The organism is Arthrobacter sp. Leaf337 (assembly GCF_001423745.1).
In the GTDB taxonomy this organism is placed as follows: Bacteria; Actinomycetota; Actinomycetes; order Actinomycetales; family Micrococcaceae; genus Arthrobacter.
On record NZ_LMPC01000013.1, the window covers coordinates 1 to 17,411 of the forward strand.

The 17,411-nt window shown below is 61.2% G+C and carries 15 protein-coding genes and 1 pseudogene; 11 read left to right on the top strand and 5 right to left on the bottom strand.

Translation table 11 applies throughout. The annotated features are described in order from the left end of the window. The 3 genes and pseudogenes from ASF98_RS13110 to ASF98_RS23730 all read right to left on the bottom strand — a co-directional run. Positions 1–287 (bottom strand): annotated as a pseudogene (locus ASF98_RS13110) (biotin synthase BioB); the annotation flags it as partial. Positions 288–469: 182 nt separating this feature from the next. Beyond that, positions 470–2,626, bottom strand: coding sequence for an amylo-alpha-1,6-glucosidase (locus tag ASF98_RS13115; RefSeq protein ID WP_055802484.1), 2,157 nt, complete (start codon positions 2,624–2,626; stop codon positions 470–472). Between the two features lie 132 nt (positions 2,627–2,758). Continuing rightward, positions 2,759–3,142 (bottom strand): MerR family transcriptional regulator, encoded by a 384-nt coding sequence (locus tag ASF98_RS23730; protein ID WP_082506830.1) that lies wholly within the window; start codon positions 3,140–3,142, stop codon positions 2,759–2,761. A 282-nt stretch (positions 3,143–3,424) separates the two neighbouring features. Here ASF98_RS23730 and ASF98_RS13125 point away from each other — a divergent pair, with 282 nt between their 5' ends. The 11 genes from ASF98_RS13125 (at position 3,425) to ASF98_RS13175 (ending at position 15,713) form a co-directional block, all read left to right on the top strand. Continuing rightward, positions 3,425–4,477 carry a zinc-dependent alcohol dehydrogenase family protein gene (locus tag ASF98_RS13125; protein ID WP_055802488.1) on the top strand — a complete coding sequence of 351 codons (1,053 nt, stop codon included), beginning with the start codon at positions 3,425–3,427 and terminating at the stop codon, positions 4,475–4,477. Between the two features lie 48 nt (positions 4,478–4,525). After that, positions 4,526–6,007 (top strand): aldehyde dehydrogenase family protein, encoded by a 1,482-nt coding sequence (locus ASF98_RS13130; protein WP_055802494.1) that lies wholly within the window; start codon positions 4,526–4,528, stop codon positions 6,005–6,007. Positions 6,008–6,715: 708 nt separating this feature from the next. Beyond that, on the top strand, positions 6,716–7,162 hold the full coding sequence (locus ASF98_RS13135) for a nuclear transport factor 2 family protein (protein WP_200939359.1): 447 nt from the start codon (positions 6,716–6,718) through the stop codon (positions 7,160–7,162). Positions 7,163–7,255: 93 nt separating this feature from the next. Then, positions 7,256–8,386: a substrate-binding domain-containing protein gene (locus ASF98_RS13140; RefSeq protein ID WP_055802498.1), complete on the top strand. Its 1,131-nt coding sequence runs from the start codon at positions 7,256–7,258 to the stop codon at positions 8,384–8,386. A gap of 38 nt (positions 8,387–8,424) precedes the next feature. Continuing rightward, positions 8,425–10,971, top strand: coding sequence for an ATP-binding cassette domain-containing protein (locus ASF98_RS13145; RefSeq protein WP_200939360.1), 2,547 nt, complete (start codon positions 8,425–8,427; stop codon positions 10,969–10,971). A 4-nt stretch (positions 10,972–10,975) separates the two neighbouring features. Then, on the top strand, positions 10,976–12,007 hold the full coding sequence (locus ASF98_RS13150) for an ABC transporter permease (protein WP_235505894.1): 1,032 nt from the start codon (positions 10,976–10,978) through the stop codon (positions 12,005–12,007). 86 nt (positions 12,008–12,093) lie between these two features. Further along, positions 12,094–12,444: an EthD family reductase gene (locus ASF98_RS13155; RefSeq protein WP_055802502.1), complete on the top strand. Its 351-nt coding sequence runs from the start codon at positions 12,094–12,096 to the stop codon at positions 12,442–12,444. Between the two features lie 33 nt (positions 12,445–12,477). Further along, positions 12,478–13,335 carry an LLM class F420-dependent oxidoreductase gene (locus tag ASF98_RS13160; RefSeq protein ID WP_055802503.1) on the top strand — a complete coding sequence of 286 codons (858 nt, stop codon included), beginning with the start codon at positions 12,478–12,480 and terminating at the stop codon, positions 13,333–13,335. Between the two features lie 122 nt (positions 13,336–13,457). Next, positions 13,458–14,159 carry an NADPH-dependent F420 reductase gene (npdG, locus tag ASF98_RS13165; RefSeq protein ID WP_055802505.1) on the top strand — a complete coding sequence of 234 codons (702 nt, stop codon included), beginning with the start codon at positions 13,458–13,460 and terminating at the stop codon, positions 14,157–14,159. 7 nt (positions 14,160–14,166) lie between these two features. After that, positions 14,167–14,892: an SDR family oxidoreductase gene (locus tag ASF98_RS13170; RefSeq protein ID WP_235505896.1), complete on the top strand. Its 726-nt coding sequence runs from the start codon at positions 14,167–14,169 to the stop codon at positions 14,890–14,892. 206 nt (positions 14,893–15,098) lie between these two features. Then, the gene (locus tag ASF98_RS13175; RefSeq protein WP_055802508.1) at positions 15,099–15,713 is read left to right on the top strand and encodes a TetR/AcrR family transcriptional regulator; all 615 of its coding nucleotides are present in this window, start codon (positions 15,099–15,101) and stop codon (positions 15,711–15,713) included. A 102-nt stretch (positions 15,714–15,815) separates the two neighbouring features. Here the strand turns inward: ASF98_RS13175 and ASF98_RS13180 are convergent, their stop codons facing one another. Continuing rightward, complete coding sequence (locus ASF98_RS13180; RefSeq protein WP_055802510.1) at positions 15,816–16,616, bottom strand: coenzyme F420-0:L-glutamate ligase; 801 nt, start codon at positions 16,614–16,616, stop codon at positions 15,816–15,818. Continuing rightward, positions 16,601–17,392, bottom strand: a complete 792-nt coding sequence (gene cofC, locus ASF98_RS13185; protein ID WP_055802513.1) for a 2-phospho-L-lactate guanylyltransferase — start codon at positions 17,390–17,392, stop codon at positions 16,601–16,603. Before cofC ends, ASF98_RS13180 begins: the two co-directional genes overlap by 16 nt. Positions 17,393–17,411 lie beyond the last annotated feature (19 nt).

A 17,411-nucleotide genomic window follows, 5' to 3' on the forward strand; every position in this document is an offset into this window, starting at 1 on the left:
CCTCTTACCGGGCTGTCAAAGAGGCCGGACTGGCTGCAGAAGTGGCAGTCCTCGGGGCAGCCGCCGGTCTTGATCGAGATGATGCCCTCGACCTCGACGTCCTCGCCGCAGTGCTTCAGGCGCACCTCGTGGGCCAGTTGAAGGGCGGCGGGAAGGGCTGCGTCCGGGAGGCGGAGGACTTCCTCGAGCTGCGGCTGGGTCAGGCCGATGCCGTCTTCGAGGACCTGCTCGCGGGCTATTTCCAGGATTTCGTGGCGGGTAACGGGCGGGTCTGCCTGAATCGTCATGTGATGGTCCCTTTGTGATGGCTAGCTGTTATGTCTGTGCAAACAGACGCTAGTTTCCAAATGACCGCCAGTTTTTGTGTGATGTCTACAAAGCAGATGACCAGACCTTGGATGGGATTGTTAAGGGCCTCTGGAGAGTTACTTCTTTGGGATAGATCTACGGTTGACGGATGCGGATCCCGCTAACCCTTTTCGCGCATTCTGGCCTGTTCCACCAGGTCGGCCGCCCACGGCCGGGTTCCGCGGTGGAAGTGCATGCCCTCGGGCAGCCCCTGGACGCTGGCCTCAGAACCGGAGATGTCGATGGTGATCCGGCCGCCGGCCATCGGCGCATTGCTCATGTGCAGGTCACCGAAGGATTCAGGGAGCACAGGATCCATCCAAAGGCCGCCTAGGGCAACGTCGGCGTAGTAACCCATCAAGCCCTTCACCAGCTGAATCGGGGTGGTGGCGGCCCACGCTTGCGGCGAGCACGCCGTCGGATAGGGGACTGGTTCGTCGAAGTCCTCGCGGCTGAAGCCGCAGAACAATTCGGGCAGCCGTCCCTCTGAATACTCGGCCGCGTCAAACAGAGCTGTAGAGATCCGTTGTGCCTGCTCCGCCAAGCCGTAGCGCAGGAGCCCGGCGGCGATGATGGCATTGTCGTGGGGCCAGACCGAGCCGTTGTGGTAGCTGGCGGGGTTGTAAGCGCCCATGTTGCTTGCCAGAGTCCGCACGCCCCAGCCGCTGAACATTTCCGGGGACATCAGCCGTTCGGCCACCAGAGGGGCCTTGTCCTCATCGACGATGCCGAACAACAGGCACTGCCCCATGTTGGAGGCACACGCATCGACTGGCCGTTTCTTTCCGTCCAGGGCGATGGCGTAGTAGCCGCGGTCGGGCAGCCAGAACTGTTCGTTGAACTGCCTCTTCAGCTGTGCCCCGCGATCGCGGTACTCAGCTGCCAGGGCCTTGTCGCCGGCGTCGTATGCTATCCAGGAGCGCGCCATATACGCGCTGTAGACGTAGGCCTGCACCTCGCACAATGCGATCGGTGCCTCGGCCAGGCGGCCGTCGGCAAAGTTGATGCCGTCCCAGGAATCCTTCCAGCCCTGGTTGATCAGCCCGCGGTCGTTGAGGCGCTTATACTCGACAAAGCCGTCGCCGTCCCTGTCTCCGTAGTCGCGGATCCAAGCGAGTGCCCGGTCCGCATGGGGCATTAGGGCGGAGATGGATTCCGGGGCAAATCCCCAGCGGCTGACTTCCCCGAGCAGAGCCACGAACAGCGGGGTGGCATCGACGCTGCCGTAGTATGCGGACTTACCCCCCAGTGCCAGCCCGCTAGAAACGTCGAGCCGGACCTCGTGCAGGATCTTTCCCGGCTCCTCTTCGCTCATCGGATCCACCACGCTGCCCTGTCGGGCGGCCAATGTCTGAATGGTGCCAAGGGCCAGCGAGGGATCCACCGGTAATGCCATGAGCGACGCCAACAGCGAGTCCCGGCCGAACAGTGCCATAAACCAGGGCGCGCCGGCAGCGACTACGATCCGGTCCGGGTGATCAGGATCCTCAATACGAAGGGCACCCAGGTCGTCATAACTGCGCCGCAGGGTCCGTTCGATGGAGCGGTTGCCCATGTGCAGCACCGGAATCCTGGACACCCACTCCTGCCTGCGCAGGTCGCGCGGAGACATTTCCCCTTCGGTCGCGTGAACGAACGGCGCCAACGGACCGCCTCCGTCGACTGTGGGCAACACACTCAGCGTGGCGGTCCATTGTCCGTGCGGCGGGATAACCTGGCGGTAGGTCAGGGCCTCCGGTGCGATGTCGGCGCCGCCGGCCGACACAACGACGCCCTTTCGGACGCTCTGCCACTCGGCGCGGATGATCAGCCTGTCGCCATCCGCTTCGCGGGACTCGGCCCAGCGCCGCTGGATGCGTGCCTCCTTCACCTCGAAGAGGTCCGCGAAGTCTGCCTCGACTCTGAGTGATACAACGCACTCGGCTGGGGCCGGTGAGTAGTTTCGGACGGTCACCTGCTCGAGGATTCCGGCACCCACCTCTCGGAGGCGTTCGACGATTAGCGGGCTGTCGGCGTACCCGTCCGTGCGGGGAACGCGGCCCACAAACAGGGCCCGATACGGTTCCTTCGTCTTCGCGGCCAGCGGCTCTAATGGATGCCCATCAACGGTCAGATTCCACCGGGACAGGATGCGGGTGTCCTCATAGAACACCCCGTGCGGGTGTTCGGGATTAATATCGCCGTTCGCCGAGGAGATGCAGAAGGATGAGCCTTCCACTAAGGTGACCGACCCGGACCCCATGGGCCCGGCGGCAGTATCAGCGTTCCATCCAGCCATCCCGACTCCTTTAGAGGATTGACTTCAACGGCTCAACACCCGGCAACGTCGCGCGGACCCCGTTCCCCGAATGAACGCTGCACTATCTGTGAATCGACGCTACGCTTCTGTGCCCAGCGATGCCAGTGTCATCTAGCTACCTGAGAGCCTTGACGGGCGGGTGTGATTGAGCGGAGCCAGGTATTCGCTGATCATGTTCCGGTGCCGGGTCAAGGAGCGGATTCGATCGTCAATGTTGGCTAGCTCTTCACGCAGGCGAGTGGCTAGTGGGCCGTCGGGCTCCTCCGAAACATCAATGCGGTGACCGTCGAGGCAAGGAAGGGCACACCGAATGACCTCGGTGGGTAGGCCGGCGTGAAGGAGTGCCCGGATCTGCTTGACGATTTCCACTGCGCCGTGCGGATAGCTTCGATAGCCGTTGGCCGAGCGATCCGGGTGCAGCAGACCCTGCTCTTCGTAATACCGCAGCAGGCGGGTCGAGACACCTGTGGCCTCGGCCAAGTCACCTATTTTCATCTTGTCTCTTTCATCGGGTGGCACGCGACGCGGGAGGAGCCACAAGCCGCCAGCTTGACCTTCACACTTATGTGAAGGGTTACGTTGAATTCAACGATACAGGGACCTCTAAATGCGAGAGGTGTCTTTTTGCTGGGACGGTTCGCTGTAACCCGAAGTCACGGTGCGTCCCGATTGACAGAGGGTGAGACATAGGTAACATTGAGATAGCAAGAACAAGCGATTGTTCGTCTCGATTGCGATCAAGGATGATCTGGCTGTTGCAGCCACGGATGGAGAAACATGAAAGCGTTAGTACTTACAGGATTCGGCAAAGAACTCGAAGTGCTGGATGTCCCGGAGCCCGAGCTGACGCCAAAGGGTGTCATCATCAGGGTCGAGGCCAACGGTATTTGTCGAAGCGACTGGCACCTCTGGATGGGCGACTGGGACTGGCTGGGCCTGAAACTGGATCTTCCGCATGTGATGGGCCACGAGTTCGCAGGCGTCGTCGAGGAAGTCGGCTCCGAAGTTTCGCGGTACAAGAAGGGTGATCGCGTAGTCGTTCCTCATGCTCATGGCTGCGGACATTGTGAGTACTGCCTCGCCGGGCACAACAACATCTGCGAAAACGTCTCCTTCGCCGGCACCAACTACTGGGGCGGCTACGGTCGGTTCGTGCAGGTCCCCGACGCCGATCGCAACCTGGTCCGCCTCCCGGATAACGTCGACTTCGACGCTGCCGCTGGTCTGGGCTGCCGGTTCATGACTGCATTCCACGGCATTGTGGACCAGGTAAGTGTCAAGCCGGGGGAGTGGGTCTCCGTTCACGGTTGTGGCGGCCTGGGCCTGTCCGCCATCCACATTGCGTCGGCAATGGGTGCCAACGTGATTGCCGTGGATATCAACGAAGATTCCCTGGCACTGGCGAAGTCGCTCGGCGCTGTCGCCACGGTTAACGGACAACACGAAGATCCCGTTGCGGCGATCCGTGAACTCACTCAGGGCGGAGTCCACGTGGCCGTGGACGCTCTTGGTATCTCGATTACCTGCCAGGCGGCCGTCAACAGCCTCCGCAAACGAGGGCGTCTCCTTCAGGTCGGGCTGACGTCGAAGGAAGAAAAGGGCATGATTGCCCTGCCCATCGACAGCATTGTCCTTCAGGAGCTGTCAATCGTGGGATCCGCAAATATGCCCGTCTCCCGCTACCCGGACATGATGCGCATGGTCGAGCGGGGCGTACTCAATCCCGGCAGCATGATCACGAACCGGGTTGGCCTTGAAGAGGCGGGCAACATCATTTCATCCATGGGCGACTTCAAAGGCAGCGGCATCAGCGTCCTCAACCGCTGGTAACACCCCGAACGAACAACCATATACCTGAACAGCTGAAAGGCTCCGAAAATGAAGATGCTTATCAATGGAGAGAAGCGCGACGCCCGCGGGGGCGGCTTCTCCGAAACCCTCAACGTCGCCACCAACGAGGTAATCGACACCATTCCCTCGGCCACTGTAGAGGATATTCAGGAGGCCCTCGAGCATGCTCAAAAGGGGGCGAAGATCTGGGCCTCCACGCCGGCACATCAGCGCTCGGCCATCCTCACAAAGTTTGTCTCGGCACTGCGTGAAAATATCGAAGAACTTTCAGTTCTGCTTGCCGGGGAGAGTGGCAAGATACTGGCGCACTCCCGGAATGAACTCGAAACTGCCGCCCGCATCTTTGAAGGGTTCGCTGAAGAGTCCAAGCGGATCTTCGGCCAGTCCATACCGTTGGACATACAGCCAGGCCTCGAGGGTGACCTCTTGATCACCAAGCGCGAACCCTTGGGTGTCATTGCGGCGATCCTGGCCTTCAATTTTCCCGCCGAGCTCTATGCGCAAAAGGTGGGCGCAGCTCTCGCAGGTGGAAATGCCGTGATCGTTAAGCCGCCGCAGGACGATTCGCTCACGTGTATTCGCATGACAGAACTGCTCTTGGAGGCAGGCGTTCCGGGCAACACACTCCAGATTGTCACCGGGTCAGGGTCCGTCTCAGGGGACTACCTGTCCCGGAGCCCCTTGATCAATGGGCTGAGCTTTACCGGCAGCACCAAGGTGGGTGAATTGATCGGCGAAAATACTGCCCGCAACGTTGTCCGCACCTTCCTGGAGCTCAACGGCAACGATGCCTTCATCGTCTGCGAAGATGCGGACATTGATCTGGCTGTTCAGCACGCGGCAATCGGTCGGCTTTACGGGAATGGACAGGTCTGCGTTGCCACCAAGCGGATCCTGGTCGAGGAATCCCGCTACAGCGAGTTCCTCGAAAAGCTTACGGATCAGGTTCAGGGAAAGAAGGCAGGGGATCCGACCGACCCCTCCACCGAAATCGGCCCTCTCATCAACGAGCGGGCCGCCAAGGACGTCGAGAACCAAATCCAGCAGGCGGTCTCGGAGGGTGCAACAGTCCGGCTTGGCGGCAAGCGCGACGGCGCCTTCATCGAACCCACAATCCTTGAAATCACCAGGGAAGTAGGCATCGCAACCGACGACGAGATCTTCGGGCCGGTGTTCTCGCTCATGCCCTTCCGCGGGATCGACGAGGCGATCGACATTGCCAATGCTTCCTCCTTCGGCCTCGGCGGCGCCGTCTTCTCCACCGATTTCCACAAGGCGTTCTACGCGGCCGGCCGCATGCAGACGGGAATGGTCTCGATCAACGGCGGCAACTGCTACCGCCCCGACGGCAGTGCATTTGGTGGCTACAAGAAGAGCGGCATCGGCCGGGAAGGCTTCCTGTACACACTCGAGGAACTCACCCAGATCAAGAGCATCGTGATGCGTGGAATTCTCACTGATCCCTTGTCCGCTAACCCGTCCGGCACGGAGACCATCACCGGGGATTAGCAGGCACGGCTGGCCGGTCCTGCAGGGGGCTGGCCAGCCGGGTGCGTGCGTTGTAATCAGATATTGATGCCAATGAAATCGGCGTTATGAATTAGGCGACAGATAAACCATTGCCTGGACAAATAAACAATGCACCGGAATTTCGCAATGGGAAATGGATGCGCAATGGAGCGAAATATTTAATATCCGGGGTTATTTCCTCGGCAGGAAAATTATGTGACCGCTGGCGAGTCACTACATGCACTGATTCGGCTCGATGCTATTCAGCCAGCACAGCTTAACAACTATAGGTAACGGTGCGCCTCCGCGGCGTTTCCGCGCGATTTGGACCGGTCCTGGCGGCGCACGTCTGTACGAACGCCGTCTCGGCGCACCCCACAAGTAATCCTCTGGGTCACTTGTGGGGTCTTTTGCGTGCCCGTTTCCGGGGCCTTGAGTCTGACTTATTTTGAATCAAAAGACACAAAATCAATTCTGTACAGATGCATTGACAAGTGGTGCGCGTCACAGCAAACTAGTGTATGTTCGTATCCATACAGCCTGCCGAATTGGTCCGCCGGTGCGTATGAGCCGCAATGAAGCAGCCCGCGAGACGTCGTATATGTCTCAGACAGAAGAGGCCCTGAAATGTCTATTGAAATCAATGAAGATCGCAGTCCCACTGCAACGCTTGAGGAGCTAAGCCGGCGACTCACGCGACTCGAGGATGTGCAAGCAATCGAGAAGCTCAAGTACACCTACGCCGGCTACTGCGACGACTCTTACAACCCCGACGGCATCGCAGCCCTCTTTGTTGAAGACGGCCGGTGGATCGTCGATGGCGAGGGTGCCACTCTGGTTGGCCGCGACGAAATTCGAAACCACTTCGCTGCCCTGTCCGAGAGGATCTCGTGGGCCCTGCATTTCGTGATGGCGCCTAACATCGTCGTTTCAGAGGACGGTACCCGGGCTACGGGCACCTTCTACTTGCTGTGCCTTTGCACTATCGAGCAAACGGATGATCCAGAGAAGAAGGACGCGGTCGTGCTCACCGTCACGTATTCGGACAAGTTCGTCAAACGAGACGGACGCTGGTTCTTCGAAGAACTGATCGGCCGTACCCACCAGGTCTCGAACTGGGACAAAGGCTGGGTCGAACAGCAGTTCCGGAACTAGTCCTCCTGGTATTCCGCGCCGCCCTCGCGGCGCGAGACCGCTGGCAGCAAAGGTGCGCCCGCGTCACACAGATTCTCCCTCTAAGGAACTAACATGAAATGCTCGCTAACTTCCCGGCGGACCCTCTCGATCGCCGCCGCAGCGTTGACCGCCCTGCTCTTCACCGGCTGCACTGTCGAAGGCCCCACTGCAACCTCGGCCGGGGGCGCCGCCGGCGCGGCTTCCAACGCCGGGGGCAACCCGCTCCCGGTGGAACAGCTGTGCGGCGACAGGCCGATCAAAATTGCGCACGTGGCAGGATTCGGCGCCAATTCCTGGCGCAAGATCACCGAGGCCGAGCTCAAGGACGAACTCGCTGCGTGCAAGAACGTGACGGTCGACTACTCCCAGGCCGACGGTGATTTGCAGAAATACATCACCGCCATCAACTCCTACAGCGCCCAGGGCTATGACGCCATTGTCACTTACGACGACTTTGGCAGCCAGGCCCTGAGCGCGCTATCTAATGCCAAGAAGGCCGGTGTGGTTGTCGTCCCCTACATCGCCGATCCGGGCGGAAAGGTCGGAACTGACTACGACGGCTATGTCGCCTATGACTTCAAGACCGAAGGCGACACCATGGCCAAGTGGCTGGCCAAGCAGGTTCCTGCCGGTGGCAATGTCATCTTCACTGGCGGCCTTCCCAGCGGGAGCCCGTCAACAGTGGAACTCCTCAAGGGGATCCAGGCGACCAATGAGCAGACGGGCGCATTCAAGATCGCAACTCCTGACCCCATCGCCTCCAGCTGGGACCCGGCCTACATGCAGCGTGCGATGTCCGGTGTGCTGACGAAGTTCGAAAAAATCGATGGCTGGGCCTCCGATTACGGCGTCGCTGACCTTGGCGGACTTCGCGCCATGGTCAACGCAAGCCGGCCAATTCCTCCCCTCGCCACTTCCGCGACGGACAACGAACTCGGCTGCTTCTGGCTGGAGCAAAAGGACAAGAACCCCAACTTCCAGCTCCTGACCCTGGACGGAACCACTACGGTGGTCCGCATCGCCGGCCGTAAAGCACTCGCTGCACTGAACAAGCTCCCGGACAACGAACCGGAACTCTTCCAGCTGCCGACCTTCATCGATACAGCCAACGGAAAGCTTCCCACCTGCAACAAGGACCTGCCGCCGGACGCTGACCTGTCCTCCGCCCTCTCGCAGGAGAAGCTGAAAGCAGTCTTCAAGTGACTTCCTCGGTCCATGGAACTGTGCACAAGGAGATGACCGTGATCCAACAGGATCCCCAGGGGCTGGTTCAGGCAGAACATGGCCCCGCCTCAGACGACGGACAGGTAGTGCTCCGCCTGCAGGGCGTCGATAAGCGCTACCCGGGCGTCCACGCACTGAAGAACGTTTCCCTCGATGTCCAAAAGGGCGAAGTTCACGCTCTCGTCGGTGAGAACGGTGCCGGCAAGTCGACCCTTGTGGGCGTGGCAGCCGGTGCGGTCCTTCCCGACCTGGGTTCCGTTCAAATCGGCGGAGCCACCACCGATTCCCCGACACCCCAGTGGAGCCGAGAGCAGGGGCTGGCCATTGTGTACCAAGAGCCTGCCCTGCTTCCCCACCTGACTGTGGCCGAGAATATGCGGCTGGGAATGCCGAAGGCTTTGCGTCCAACAGTCAGCGAGCAAGTGCGGTGGGCCGAAGGAATACTGGAGGGCTGGAAGAATGTTGCCTCCATCGATCCGCGGTCCCTCGTCGGCAGTCTGAAACCGGACGCACGATTCGTCGTGGAAATCGCCCGGGCCATGGCGGAGGATCCGAAGGTCGTCGTTCTTGACGAGCCGACTGAACATCTCCTTCCCGCCGCTGTCGAGGAGCTCTTCCAGCTGATTGACGCCGTCGTGCAACGGGGAGGGGCGGTCGTCTATATCTCCCACAAAATCAACGAAGTGAAGAAAATCGCAAACACAATCTCTGTACTTCGTGACGGTGCGCTGGAAGGGACCTTCCCGGCCAGCGAAATGACGGAGCAGGACATCGTCAACCTCGTCGTCGGGCACCAGAAGTCCCGGGAAGTTGCCAGGGCGACAACCCTGGACCCTGCAGCACCTGTGCAGCTGAAAATCGAGGGCCTGAACGGACACGGGTTCTCAGACCTCAACATGGAAGTCCGCAAAGGCGAAATCGTGGGCTTCGCCGGCATCGAAGGTCAAGGCCAGCGCGACGCCCTGCGCGCTTTGGCAGGCCTGTCACGCAGCAAAGGTTCGGTGACCGTCAACGGCGGCCATGTGAGGCTGGGAAGCACAACGAACGCCACCCGCGATGGAATCGTCTACTTGCCGCATGACAGGCACAATGAAGGAAACTTCTCGCGGCTAAGCCTGCGCGAGAACGCGTCCATCGGTTCGATCGCACAGTTCGCCAAGGCAGGAATAGTCAGCTCCCGGCACGAACAGAAGTCGGTGATCAAACAGTTCGCCGCCCTCCGCGTCAAGGCCCCGTCGGCCGATGTGGACATCGATACGCTTTCGGGCGGAAACCAGCAGAAGGTGGTCCTCAGCCGTGTCCTGCTGGGCGGTTCGCCCGTTTTGTTGGCGGATGAACCGACCCAGGGCGTCGACGTCGGAGCCCGGGGGGAGATCTACCAGATCCTTCGCACGGCTGCCGCGGAAGGGGCATCAATCATTGTCCTGTCCTCCTCAGCCGCCGAACTCGAAGAGCTGTGCGACCGCGTCATCGTTTTCTCCCGGGGTCACGCCGCGAAAGAACTCATCGGTGACGAGGTTTCCGAACGACGGATCACCGAGGCTGCACTCACCGCCAGCCAGCACCGCAACGTTGCAACCGAGGCGAAACGCCCGGAGAAAAAATGGAAGCGGCAGCTGGCTGAGAATGATCTGATGCCGGGGGGCGTGCTCCTCATCGCCACCGTCGTCCTCGGAATCGTCGCCGCATCGCAAAGCAGCTTCTACCTCACGCCCCGCAACTTCGGGCTCGTTCTGCCGCTGGTCGCCATCCTGGCGTTTTTCGCCATAGCCCAGCAGTTGGTCATGATGGTCGGCGCCATCGACCTGTCCGTGGGTCCGTTGGCCGGCTTCCTTGTGGTCCTCGGCTCGTTCGTGCTTTCAGAGTTCCGATCGCCGGCCGGCATTGCCATCGGCATCCTGATAGTCACGCTCGCTGCGGCAGCCGTAGGGGTCATCAACTGGTTCCTGACGACGATCGTTAGAATCACTCCGCTCATTGCCACGTTGGTCACCTTCACGGCGCTTCAAGGCTTCGCCTATCTTCTGCGGCCCCTCCCCGGAGGACGCATGGACCCGACCTTCACCGGCATGGTTGCGTCATCCTTGGGATTCCTGCCCTGGATGCTGGTCGGAGCGATCGCGATTGCGCTCGTACTTGAGGTCACCCTCCATAAGTCCCTCTTCGGGGTCCGGCTCAGGGCAGTAGGTTCGAACCCGGTGACGGCAAAAAAAGTGGGGGTGAAGTCCAACCTGGTGGTACTGGCCGCCTACGTCGGCTGCTCGGTGTTGGTCGTTCCCGCCTCACTGATGCTCATGGCCCAGGCAGGAACCGGAAATGCAAGCATCGGTGACAGCTACACGCTGGCGAGCATCGGAGCCGTAGTCCTGGGCGGCGCCAGCATCTTCGGCGGCCGCGGATCGTTCCTCGGCGCCATCATGGGGGCCATCCTCGTCATCCAGGCCAACACCGTGGTGCAGTTCCTGGGCCTCCAAATGTACTGGCAGCAGTGGTTCATTGGCGGACTCACGCTCGCCGCCGCAGCCTTCTACTCAAAGACTCGCTCCCTTTCGGAACGGACGTAGAACCATGACAATCACGAACGAATCCGCTGCAACCCGGATCACTGACGGCGGAACAGCGCGTAAAGCCGCGCAGCAACTCACCCGCTCACCAATTCTCATCGCTACGGTCGGCCTCTTCCTTCTAAGCTGGCTGATCGCCCCGGGAAGCGTCTCCAGAAGCTCCATAGATTCGCTGCTGCCCTTCGCCGCCATCCTCGCCATCACGGCCATCGGTCAGACTCTTGTCGTGATGCTGAAAGGCATCGACCTGTCCGTCCCCGGCATGATGACCATGGGCGCATTGGTCAGTACCCAATTCGCGGCAAAAAACAACGATAACGTGGCCCTCGCACTGGCCGTTGTTGCCCTCATCGCCGTAGCCGTCGGCCTGGTCAACGGACTGGTCATAGCGGTATTCTCCGTCACTCCGCTGGTGGCGACGTTGGCCATGAACGCCCTGCTGCTGGGAGCCGCACTTGCCTACTCCGGAGGTACCCCCACCCGCGCTCCCCAGTCCGTCTCGGACTTCGCCTTGGACAAGACCCTCGGGGTGTCGAACACTGTCTGGCTTTCGGTCCTCCTGGTGGTTGTTGTTGCCCTTGCCACGAAGCGCACGGTCTGGGGCCGGCGTCTGGTCGCGGTCGGAGCCAACGAATCCGCTGCGAAGATCGCCGGCATACGGGTGGTCGGCCTGAAGGTCAGCGGCTACGTTGCGGCTGCTCTCTGCTACAGCGGCGCCGGCGTCCTTCTTGCCGGATACATCAGCACGCCGAACACAAATGTTGGAAACCAGTACCTGTTGCCAGCCATTGCCGCCGTAGTCGTCGGCGGCACAGCGCTCAATGGCGGTCGAGGCAAGATCCTCGGCACAGCTATCGGGGCACTCTTCCTCAGCCAGTTGACCCAACTTGTCCTGTCCCTGGGCGCTCCTTCGTCCACTCAGCTGCTCATCCAGGCGGCCGTCATTGCGGTTGCTGTGGGACTCCAGTCCGTCAACGGAAAATCCTTGCTGACCCGGCTAGCGCCGTTACGCGGGCGTCAGGACAGACCCGCTTAGACCATCCCCGCGGAGCATGACTCTGCAAACTGCCGGCGTCACCGTGGTCGCCGACAGTCACATGCGCCACCAACGAAAGGAAAAACATGACCGAGAACAGCGTTCGTCCGGTTAAGACCATGGCTCTTCTGGGCCGCAAGCCAGGTATGTCTTTCGACCAGTTCTGCACCTACTGGAGGGATATTCACGCGCCGCTGGCATCCAAGGTCCCCGGTGTGACCCGGTACGTTCAACGCCACATAGTGCCCGACGGCGGCGAACCGGACAACGAGTTCGGCATCGACGGGATCGCCATCCTGGAATACGAAAGCCAGGACGCCATGGAACAGGGCTGGGCCACGGAAGCCGGGCAGGCTGCGTTGGCTGACGTGCCCAACTTCCTGGGAAAGCACTCCGTGATCGTGCTCAACGATTTCGCCGTCGTCGAGAACGACTAAGCCCAGCCCCTTCTACAGAAAGACCTGAGAGCAATGGATATTGGTGGAGTCTATTTCTTCACGGATGAAGGACCGGATCCGGTGAAGTTCGCGCAGGAAATGGAAGCCTACGGCTTCGAATCCCTGTACGTCCCCGAGCACACTCACTTTCCGACGTCGAGGAAGACGCCGTACCCTGCCGCTTACGGGGGAGGTGAACTACCGAACTTTTACCTGCGCACGTACGACCAGGTCGTCACGCTTTCCTACATCGCCGCAACGACCAAGCTGAACATCGGGACCGGCGCATGCCTCATCGCCCAGCACGACCCGATTTCAAAAGCCAAGCAGCTTGCCACCCTTGACTATTTGTCCGGAGGGCGTCTGACTGTCGCCGTCGGTCTCGGCTGGAACGCAGACGAGGCCGAAGCGCATGGTGKGATCTGGAAGCAGCGGTTCAGTATCGTCAAGGAGAAGGTTGCCGCGATGCGGGCCCTTTGGACCGAGGACGAAGCCAGTTACGAGGGCAAACACGTCCATCTCGCCCCGAGCTGGTCGTGGCCCAAGCCCCAGCAGGCAGGCGGCCCGGCAGTGTTCATCGGCGGCGCCGGTCCCACGACGTTCAAGCACGCCGCAGAATGGGCCGACGGCCTGTATATCGTTCCGCCGCCGGATGACCCCACGCTGGAAAAGACCCTCCCCAAATTCTGGGAAATCGTTGAGGAAGCGGGGCGCGACCCGAAGACCATGCGAGTGGCCGTAGCGTCCGCACCGCCGGACCCCAAGGTGCTGGAGAAATACGCCGAACAAGGCATCGAAAGGGCCGTTCTCTGGATCGACCCGTCGGACCCAAGCCAGGCTTTCCAGAACCTGGAAGCCGCAGCGAAGGCCATGCGGGAATTCCAGCAGTAACTGTTCTTCCTTCACTGCCGATAGCTTCCCTGATCCCGTCATTGGCCGCGGACGGATTCTGCATCCGCGCCGGCCAATGACGGGATTGTCCAATTCAGTATCAACGAGCTCCAAGGATCCTCATGCAACTCGACAACGTCCCGCGTCCCTCAATCGGAATTCTCGGCGGAACAGGAGCCCTCGGCGGTGGCCTCGCCTACCGCTGGGCCGCGGCCGGCCTCAAAGTCACCATTGGCTCCCGCAACGAAGAACGTGCCGCCGAGGCAGCAGCCCGGGTAAGCAGCGGCAGTCCAACAGCACATTCCGTCACCGGCACCGGCCTGATCGAATGCGCAGCAAACGCTGACATCGTGGTGGTCGCAGTCCCCTGGGAGGCCCACCGGGAAACGCTGGAACAGATTCGCGATGCCGCCCGCGGAAAGGTCGTGATCGATGTCGTCAATCCGTTGGCCTTTGATAAGGGCGGGGCGTATGCCCCTCGGGTAGAGGAGGGCAGCGCGGCGCAGCAGGCGCAGGCTGTACTCCCGGATTCGCACGTTGTGGCAGCCTTCCACCACGTGTCGTCCGTCCTGCTTTCCGACCTCACAGCGGAAACCGTGGACACAGATGTCATGGTCCTGGGAGACGACGCCGAAAGCACCAAAAAGGTCCAGGAGTTGGTACGCCTGATCCCCGGTATGCGTGGCATCTACGCCGGCAAGCTGCGCACGGCGGGTGCTGTGGAGGGTCTTACCGCCAACCTGATTGCCGTCAACCGCAGGTACAAGACGCACGCCGGAGTCGGCTTGACCAACGTCGAAGAGGTGGCGCATGCCAAGGCTTGAGGGCAAGGTGGCGCTGATCAGCGGCGCTGCCCAGGGCATGGGGGCCAGCCATGCGCGGGCCATCATCCAGCACGGCGGCAGCGTGGTGATCGGTGATGTCGACGATGAACGCGGTAAGCTCTTTGCCGATTCTCTGGGGCCCCGCGCCAGATTCGTCCACCTCGACGTTCGCAACAGCGCCGACTGGGACGACGCGGTTGCAATTGCTGTTCGCGAATTTGGCGGTTTGAATGTCCTCGTCAACAATGCCGGGGTGTTGAGGCACAACGGTGTTGAGCAATGTTCCGACGAGGAATGGGAACTCGTGCTTGGCATCAACCTCACAGGGGCATTCAAGGGGATCCGCGCAGCCGCCGGTGAGCTCAAGAAATCTTCGCCGTCGTCTGTCATCAACATCTCTTCCACCGCAGGACTCAAAGGATTTGCCGGGTTCACCGCGTACGGAGCTTCCAAATGGGGCTTGCGCGGCCTGACAAAAAACGCCGCCATTGAACTGGCGCCGCACGGCGTTCGCGTGAACTCCATACACCCGGGCAATATCAGGACCCAAATGATCGACGGCCTGTACATGGACTTCAGCCATGTACCCCAGGGCCGGGCCGGGGATCCACAGGAGATCAGCAACCTCGTGGTTCTCCTGGCCAGCGATGAAAGCTCATTTTCAACCGGAAGCGAATTCGTGGCCGACGGCGGCGAAACGACAGGGCTGCCAGCCATCGCGCAGGCCGAGTAACCCGTCGAAAACGAATTCGGATGGCGACATGCCCAGGCGTTTGCCCCGCAAGGTGGGGAAGACGCCTGGGCATTCGTTCCCGGCCACCGAACGCGACGGCCGGACGACTCCAGAGACTGACGCTTCCGACGTTGGAAGCGGAAATAGTAAGCAAACGTATGTCCGTGCGTTAAACTTGGGACATCGACGAAACGATAGGTGGCGAAATGGTTGCAACGGCGGAACGCGGGACGGCGCAGGCCATCCGCGAAGAGGCGGCAAAGCTATTTTTTGAACGCGGTTACGACGCGACGAGCCTACGGCAGGTGGCTTCGGCAGTCGGCCTGATGGTGGGCAGTCTCTATAACCACATCGACAGCAAGGAACACCTGCTGCTGCAGATCATGGGCGGGATCATCGACGACCTGCTGGATAGCGCCCGAAAGGCGGTCATGGTGGACGGGGACGCCATCGACAAACTTGAGTCCGTGCTGGCTGCCCACCTGACCTTCCATGCGGAACGCGCCCAGGAAGTGTTCATCGGCAACGCCGAACTGCGATCGCTCTCCGACGGCGCCCGCCATGTGGTGATCGAAAAGCGCCACGAATACGAACTGTTCCTCCAGGGACTGGTTGAGGACGCCGGCCGCGCAGGACTCGCCGACGTCATCGACGCCAAAATCCACGTCTACAGCTTCGTGGCCCAGGCCACCCATATCGCCAGCTGGTTCAAACCCGGAGGACGGATGAACCTGGACGAGATCGTCGCCATCTACACCAAGCTGGCACTGCGCGAACTGAAGGTCGCCGACGCCGACGCCAGGGTCGACCAGCGAGGCTGACAGGGATTGCTGGCAAATCTGGCCCGCCGGAGCCCGGCCTTTTTTCCCTGATCGGGTCAGAAGGCCGGGCTTTCCAGGTATCGATCCCAGCCTCGTTCGGGGCTATTTGCCGCGAGGCCTCAAAGCAGTCGCGGCGTTCTGTCCATCCTTGTAGCCGTTGGAATATGCCTCGTCACTTCCAAGTCTGAACATGTCCTGTGCCGCTGGGCGGACCAGGCTGCGCGCTGAACCGGCAGGGGCTTCGATGTCTTCGAGGACCAGATGTCCCAGGCCTCGCACCAGCGCGACGGGGCATCCGCTGGATTTGCCTTTGACCAGGTCTGCCGCACCCGCGATTTCATCTGCGACGGCCGCCGCGGAGGCGAGAAGCAGGTTCCCGTGGGGGTCGCGGGTTCCCCGATAATCGTCAAGCACGCGCAGGCCGGCCGCGCCTATGGCCGCGTCTGTCTGGCCTTCGCGCCACGGCCGGCCGAGGGTATCGCTGAGTATCACTCCGATGGTAACGCCGAACTGCCGGCGCAGGTCTTCGCAGAGGCGCCGGGCGGAGTCATCGGGATCGATAGGAAGAAGCAGGACGGTGCCCTCGGGGGTGTTGCTGTTGTCGACTCCGGCGGCCGCGAGTACCAGCCCTTGCCGGTTTTCGACAATACGGGTCAGCCCGCCCGGGTAAGGCCTGCTGGCCACGAGGCGGACTGTCTCGGCGGTGATGGCGGCTTCACGGTCAGTGGCAGGAATCTGCCGGCCTTCGGCCTTGGAGACGATCTTGCTGGTGACGACCAATATGTCTCCGTCCTGGATCCCCTCGGCTGAGTTCACTAAGGCGGCACCAATGATGCCAGCGAGGTTGTCGTCGGAGGCAATCTCGGGGATGCCCTTAAGCGGGGTGATTAGAAGGCCGGACATGATTTCCTTTGCACGATGAGGTTTTCGGATAAGCGTGGGAAGGCGCCGTCGCCGGCTCGCGCGGGTTGGGACGACTGGAAGCGTGAGCAGATCAGGACAGCGCGGGTATTTTCGCCCACACCGACGCGGATTGCGGCGGCGAGATCATCGACGGTGTCAACATCGGCCCGCAGCGTAGAGCCGTGCGGGATGGGTGACAAATGATGTGCCGCGGCTATGTGCGCGTCGCGGGAGCGATAACCGAAGAGAGGGCGAACCCGTGCGCCCGGCAGCGCTGAAATCATCGTGGTCCCGGTGCCGTTTCGGTCCTGGACAACAGTGAGCGGTTGATGCCCCGCACACTCGAGTGCATAGTCAAGGTCGGCGGCTGTCAGGCACGGCAAATCGGCTGTGATCGCAGCGACAGGAATGGCCCTGTCCAGCGATCGGGCGAACTCGATGCCGGCGTCGACAGCCGCATTGAGCCCGAGTCCCTGGTCTTCAAGCATCCGAATTTTCGGATGCGACATGACGGCGCCCGGGTCCGAAGACACGATAATGATGCGGCCAACACTCGCGGCGGCTGCGGCCGCCGCGACGGTATCGCGAAGAAACCCCAGGGCCAGCTCGCGTCGAAGAGGCGGATCTATTGTCACCGTCCCAGCACTGCCCCGAAGGCGGCTTTTGGCGCCTGATCCACCTTTGAAGGGCACGATCAGCGCCCAACTGGCGTTCTGGTTGCCTGGGATTATGGGCCCGCCTCCGGAGGCATTGGCGGGAGAGCCGCCGTTAGTCATCGGATGTTCCTTTCGTGGT

Excerpts from the sequence above, each read along its gene's own strand:
- ASF98_RS13155 (WP_055802502.1), top strand. The coding sequence starts at position 12,094 with ATGACCGAGAACAGCGTTCGTCCGGTTAAGACCATGGCTCTTCTGGGC.
- ASF98_RS23730 (WP_082506830.1), bottom strand. The coding sequence starts at position 3,142 with ATGAAAATAGGTGACTTGGCCGAGGCCACAGGTGTCTCGACCCGCCTG.
- ASF98_RS13180 (WP_055802510.1), bottom strand. The coding sequence starts at position 16,616 with ATGTCCGGCCTTCTAATCACCCCGCTTAAGGGCATCCCCGAGATTGCC.
- ASF98_RS13130 (WP_055802494.1), top strand. The coding sequence starts at position 4,526 with ATGAAGATGCTTATCAATGGAGAGAAGCGCGACGCCCGCGGGGGCGGC.
- ASF98_RS13115 (WP_055802484.1), bottom strand. The coding sequence starts at position 2,626 with ATGGCTGGATGGAACGCTGATACTGCCGCCGGGCCCATGGGGTCCGGG.
- ASF98_RS13140 (WP_055802498.1), top strand. The coding sequence starts at position 7,256 with ATGAAATGCTCGCTAACTTCCCGGCGGACCCTCTCGATCGCCGCCGCA.
- ASF98_RS13175 (WP_055802508.1), top strand. The coding sequence starts at position 15,099 with ATGGTTGCAACGGCGGAACGCGGGACGGCGCAGGCCATCCGCGAAGAG.
- cofC (WP_055802513.1), bottom strand. The coding sequence starts at position 17,392 with ATGACTAACGGCGGCTCTCCCGCCAATGCCTCCGGAGGCGGGCCCATA.
- npdG (WP_055802505.1), top strand. The coding sequence starts at position 13,458 with ATGCAACTCGACAACGTCCCGCGTCCCTCAATCGGAATTCTCGGCGGA.
- ASF98_RS13150 (WP_235505894.1), top strand. The coding sequence starts at position 10,976 with ATGACAATCACGAACGAATCCGCTGCAACCCGGATCACTGACGGCGGA.
- ASF98_RS13125 (WP_055802488.1), top strand. The coding sequence starts at position 3,425 with ATGAAAGCGTTAGTACTTACAGGATTCGGCAAAGAACTCGAAGTGCTG.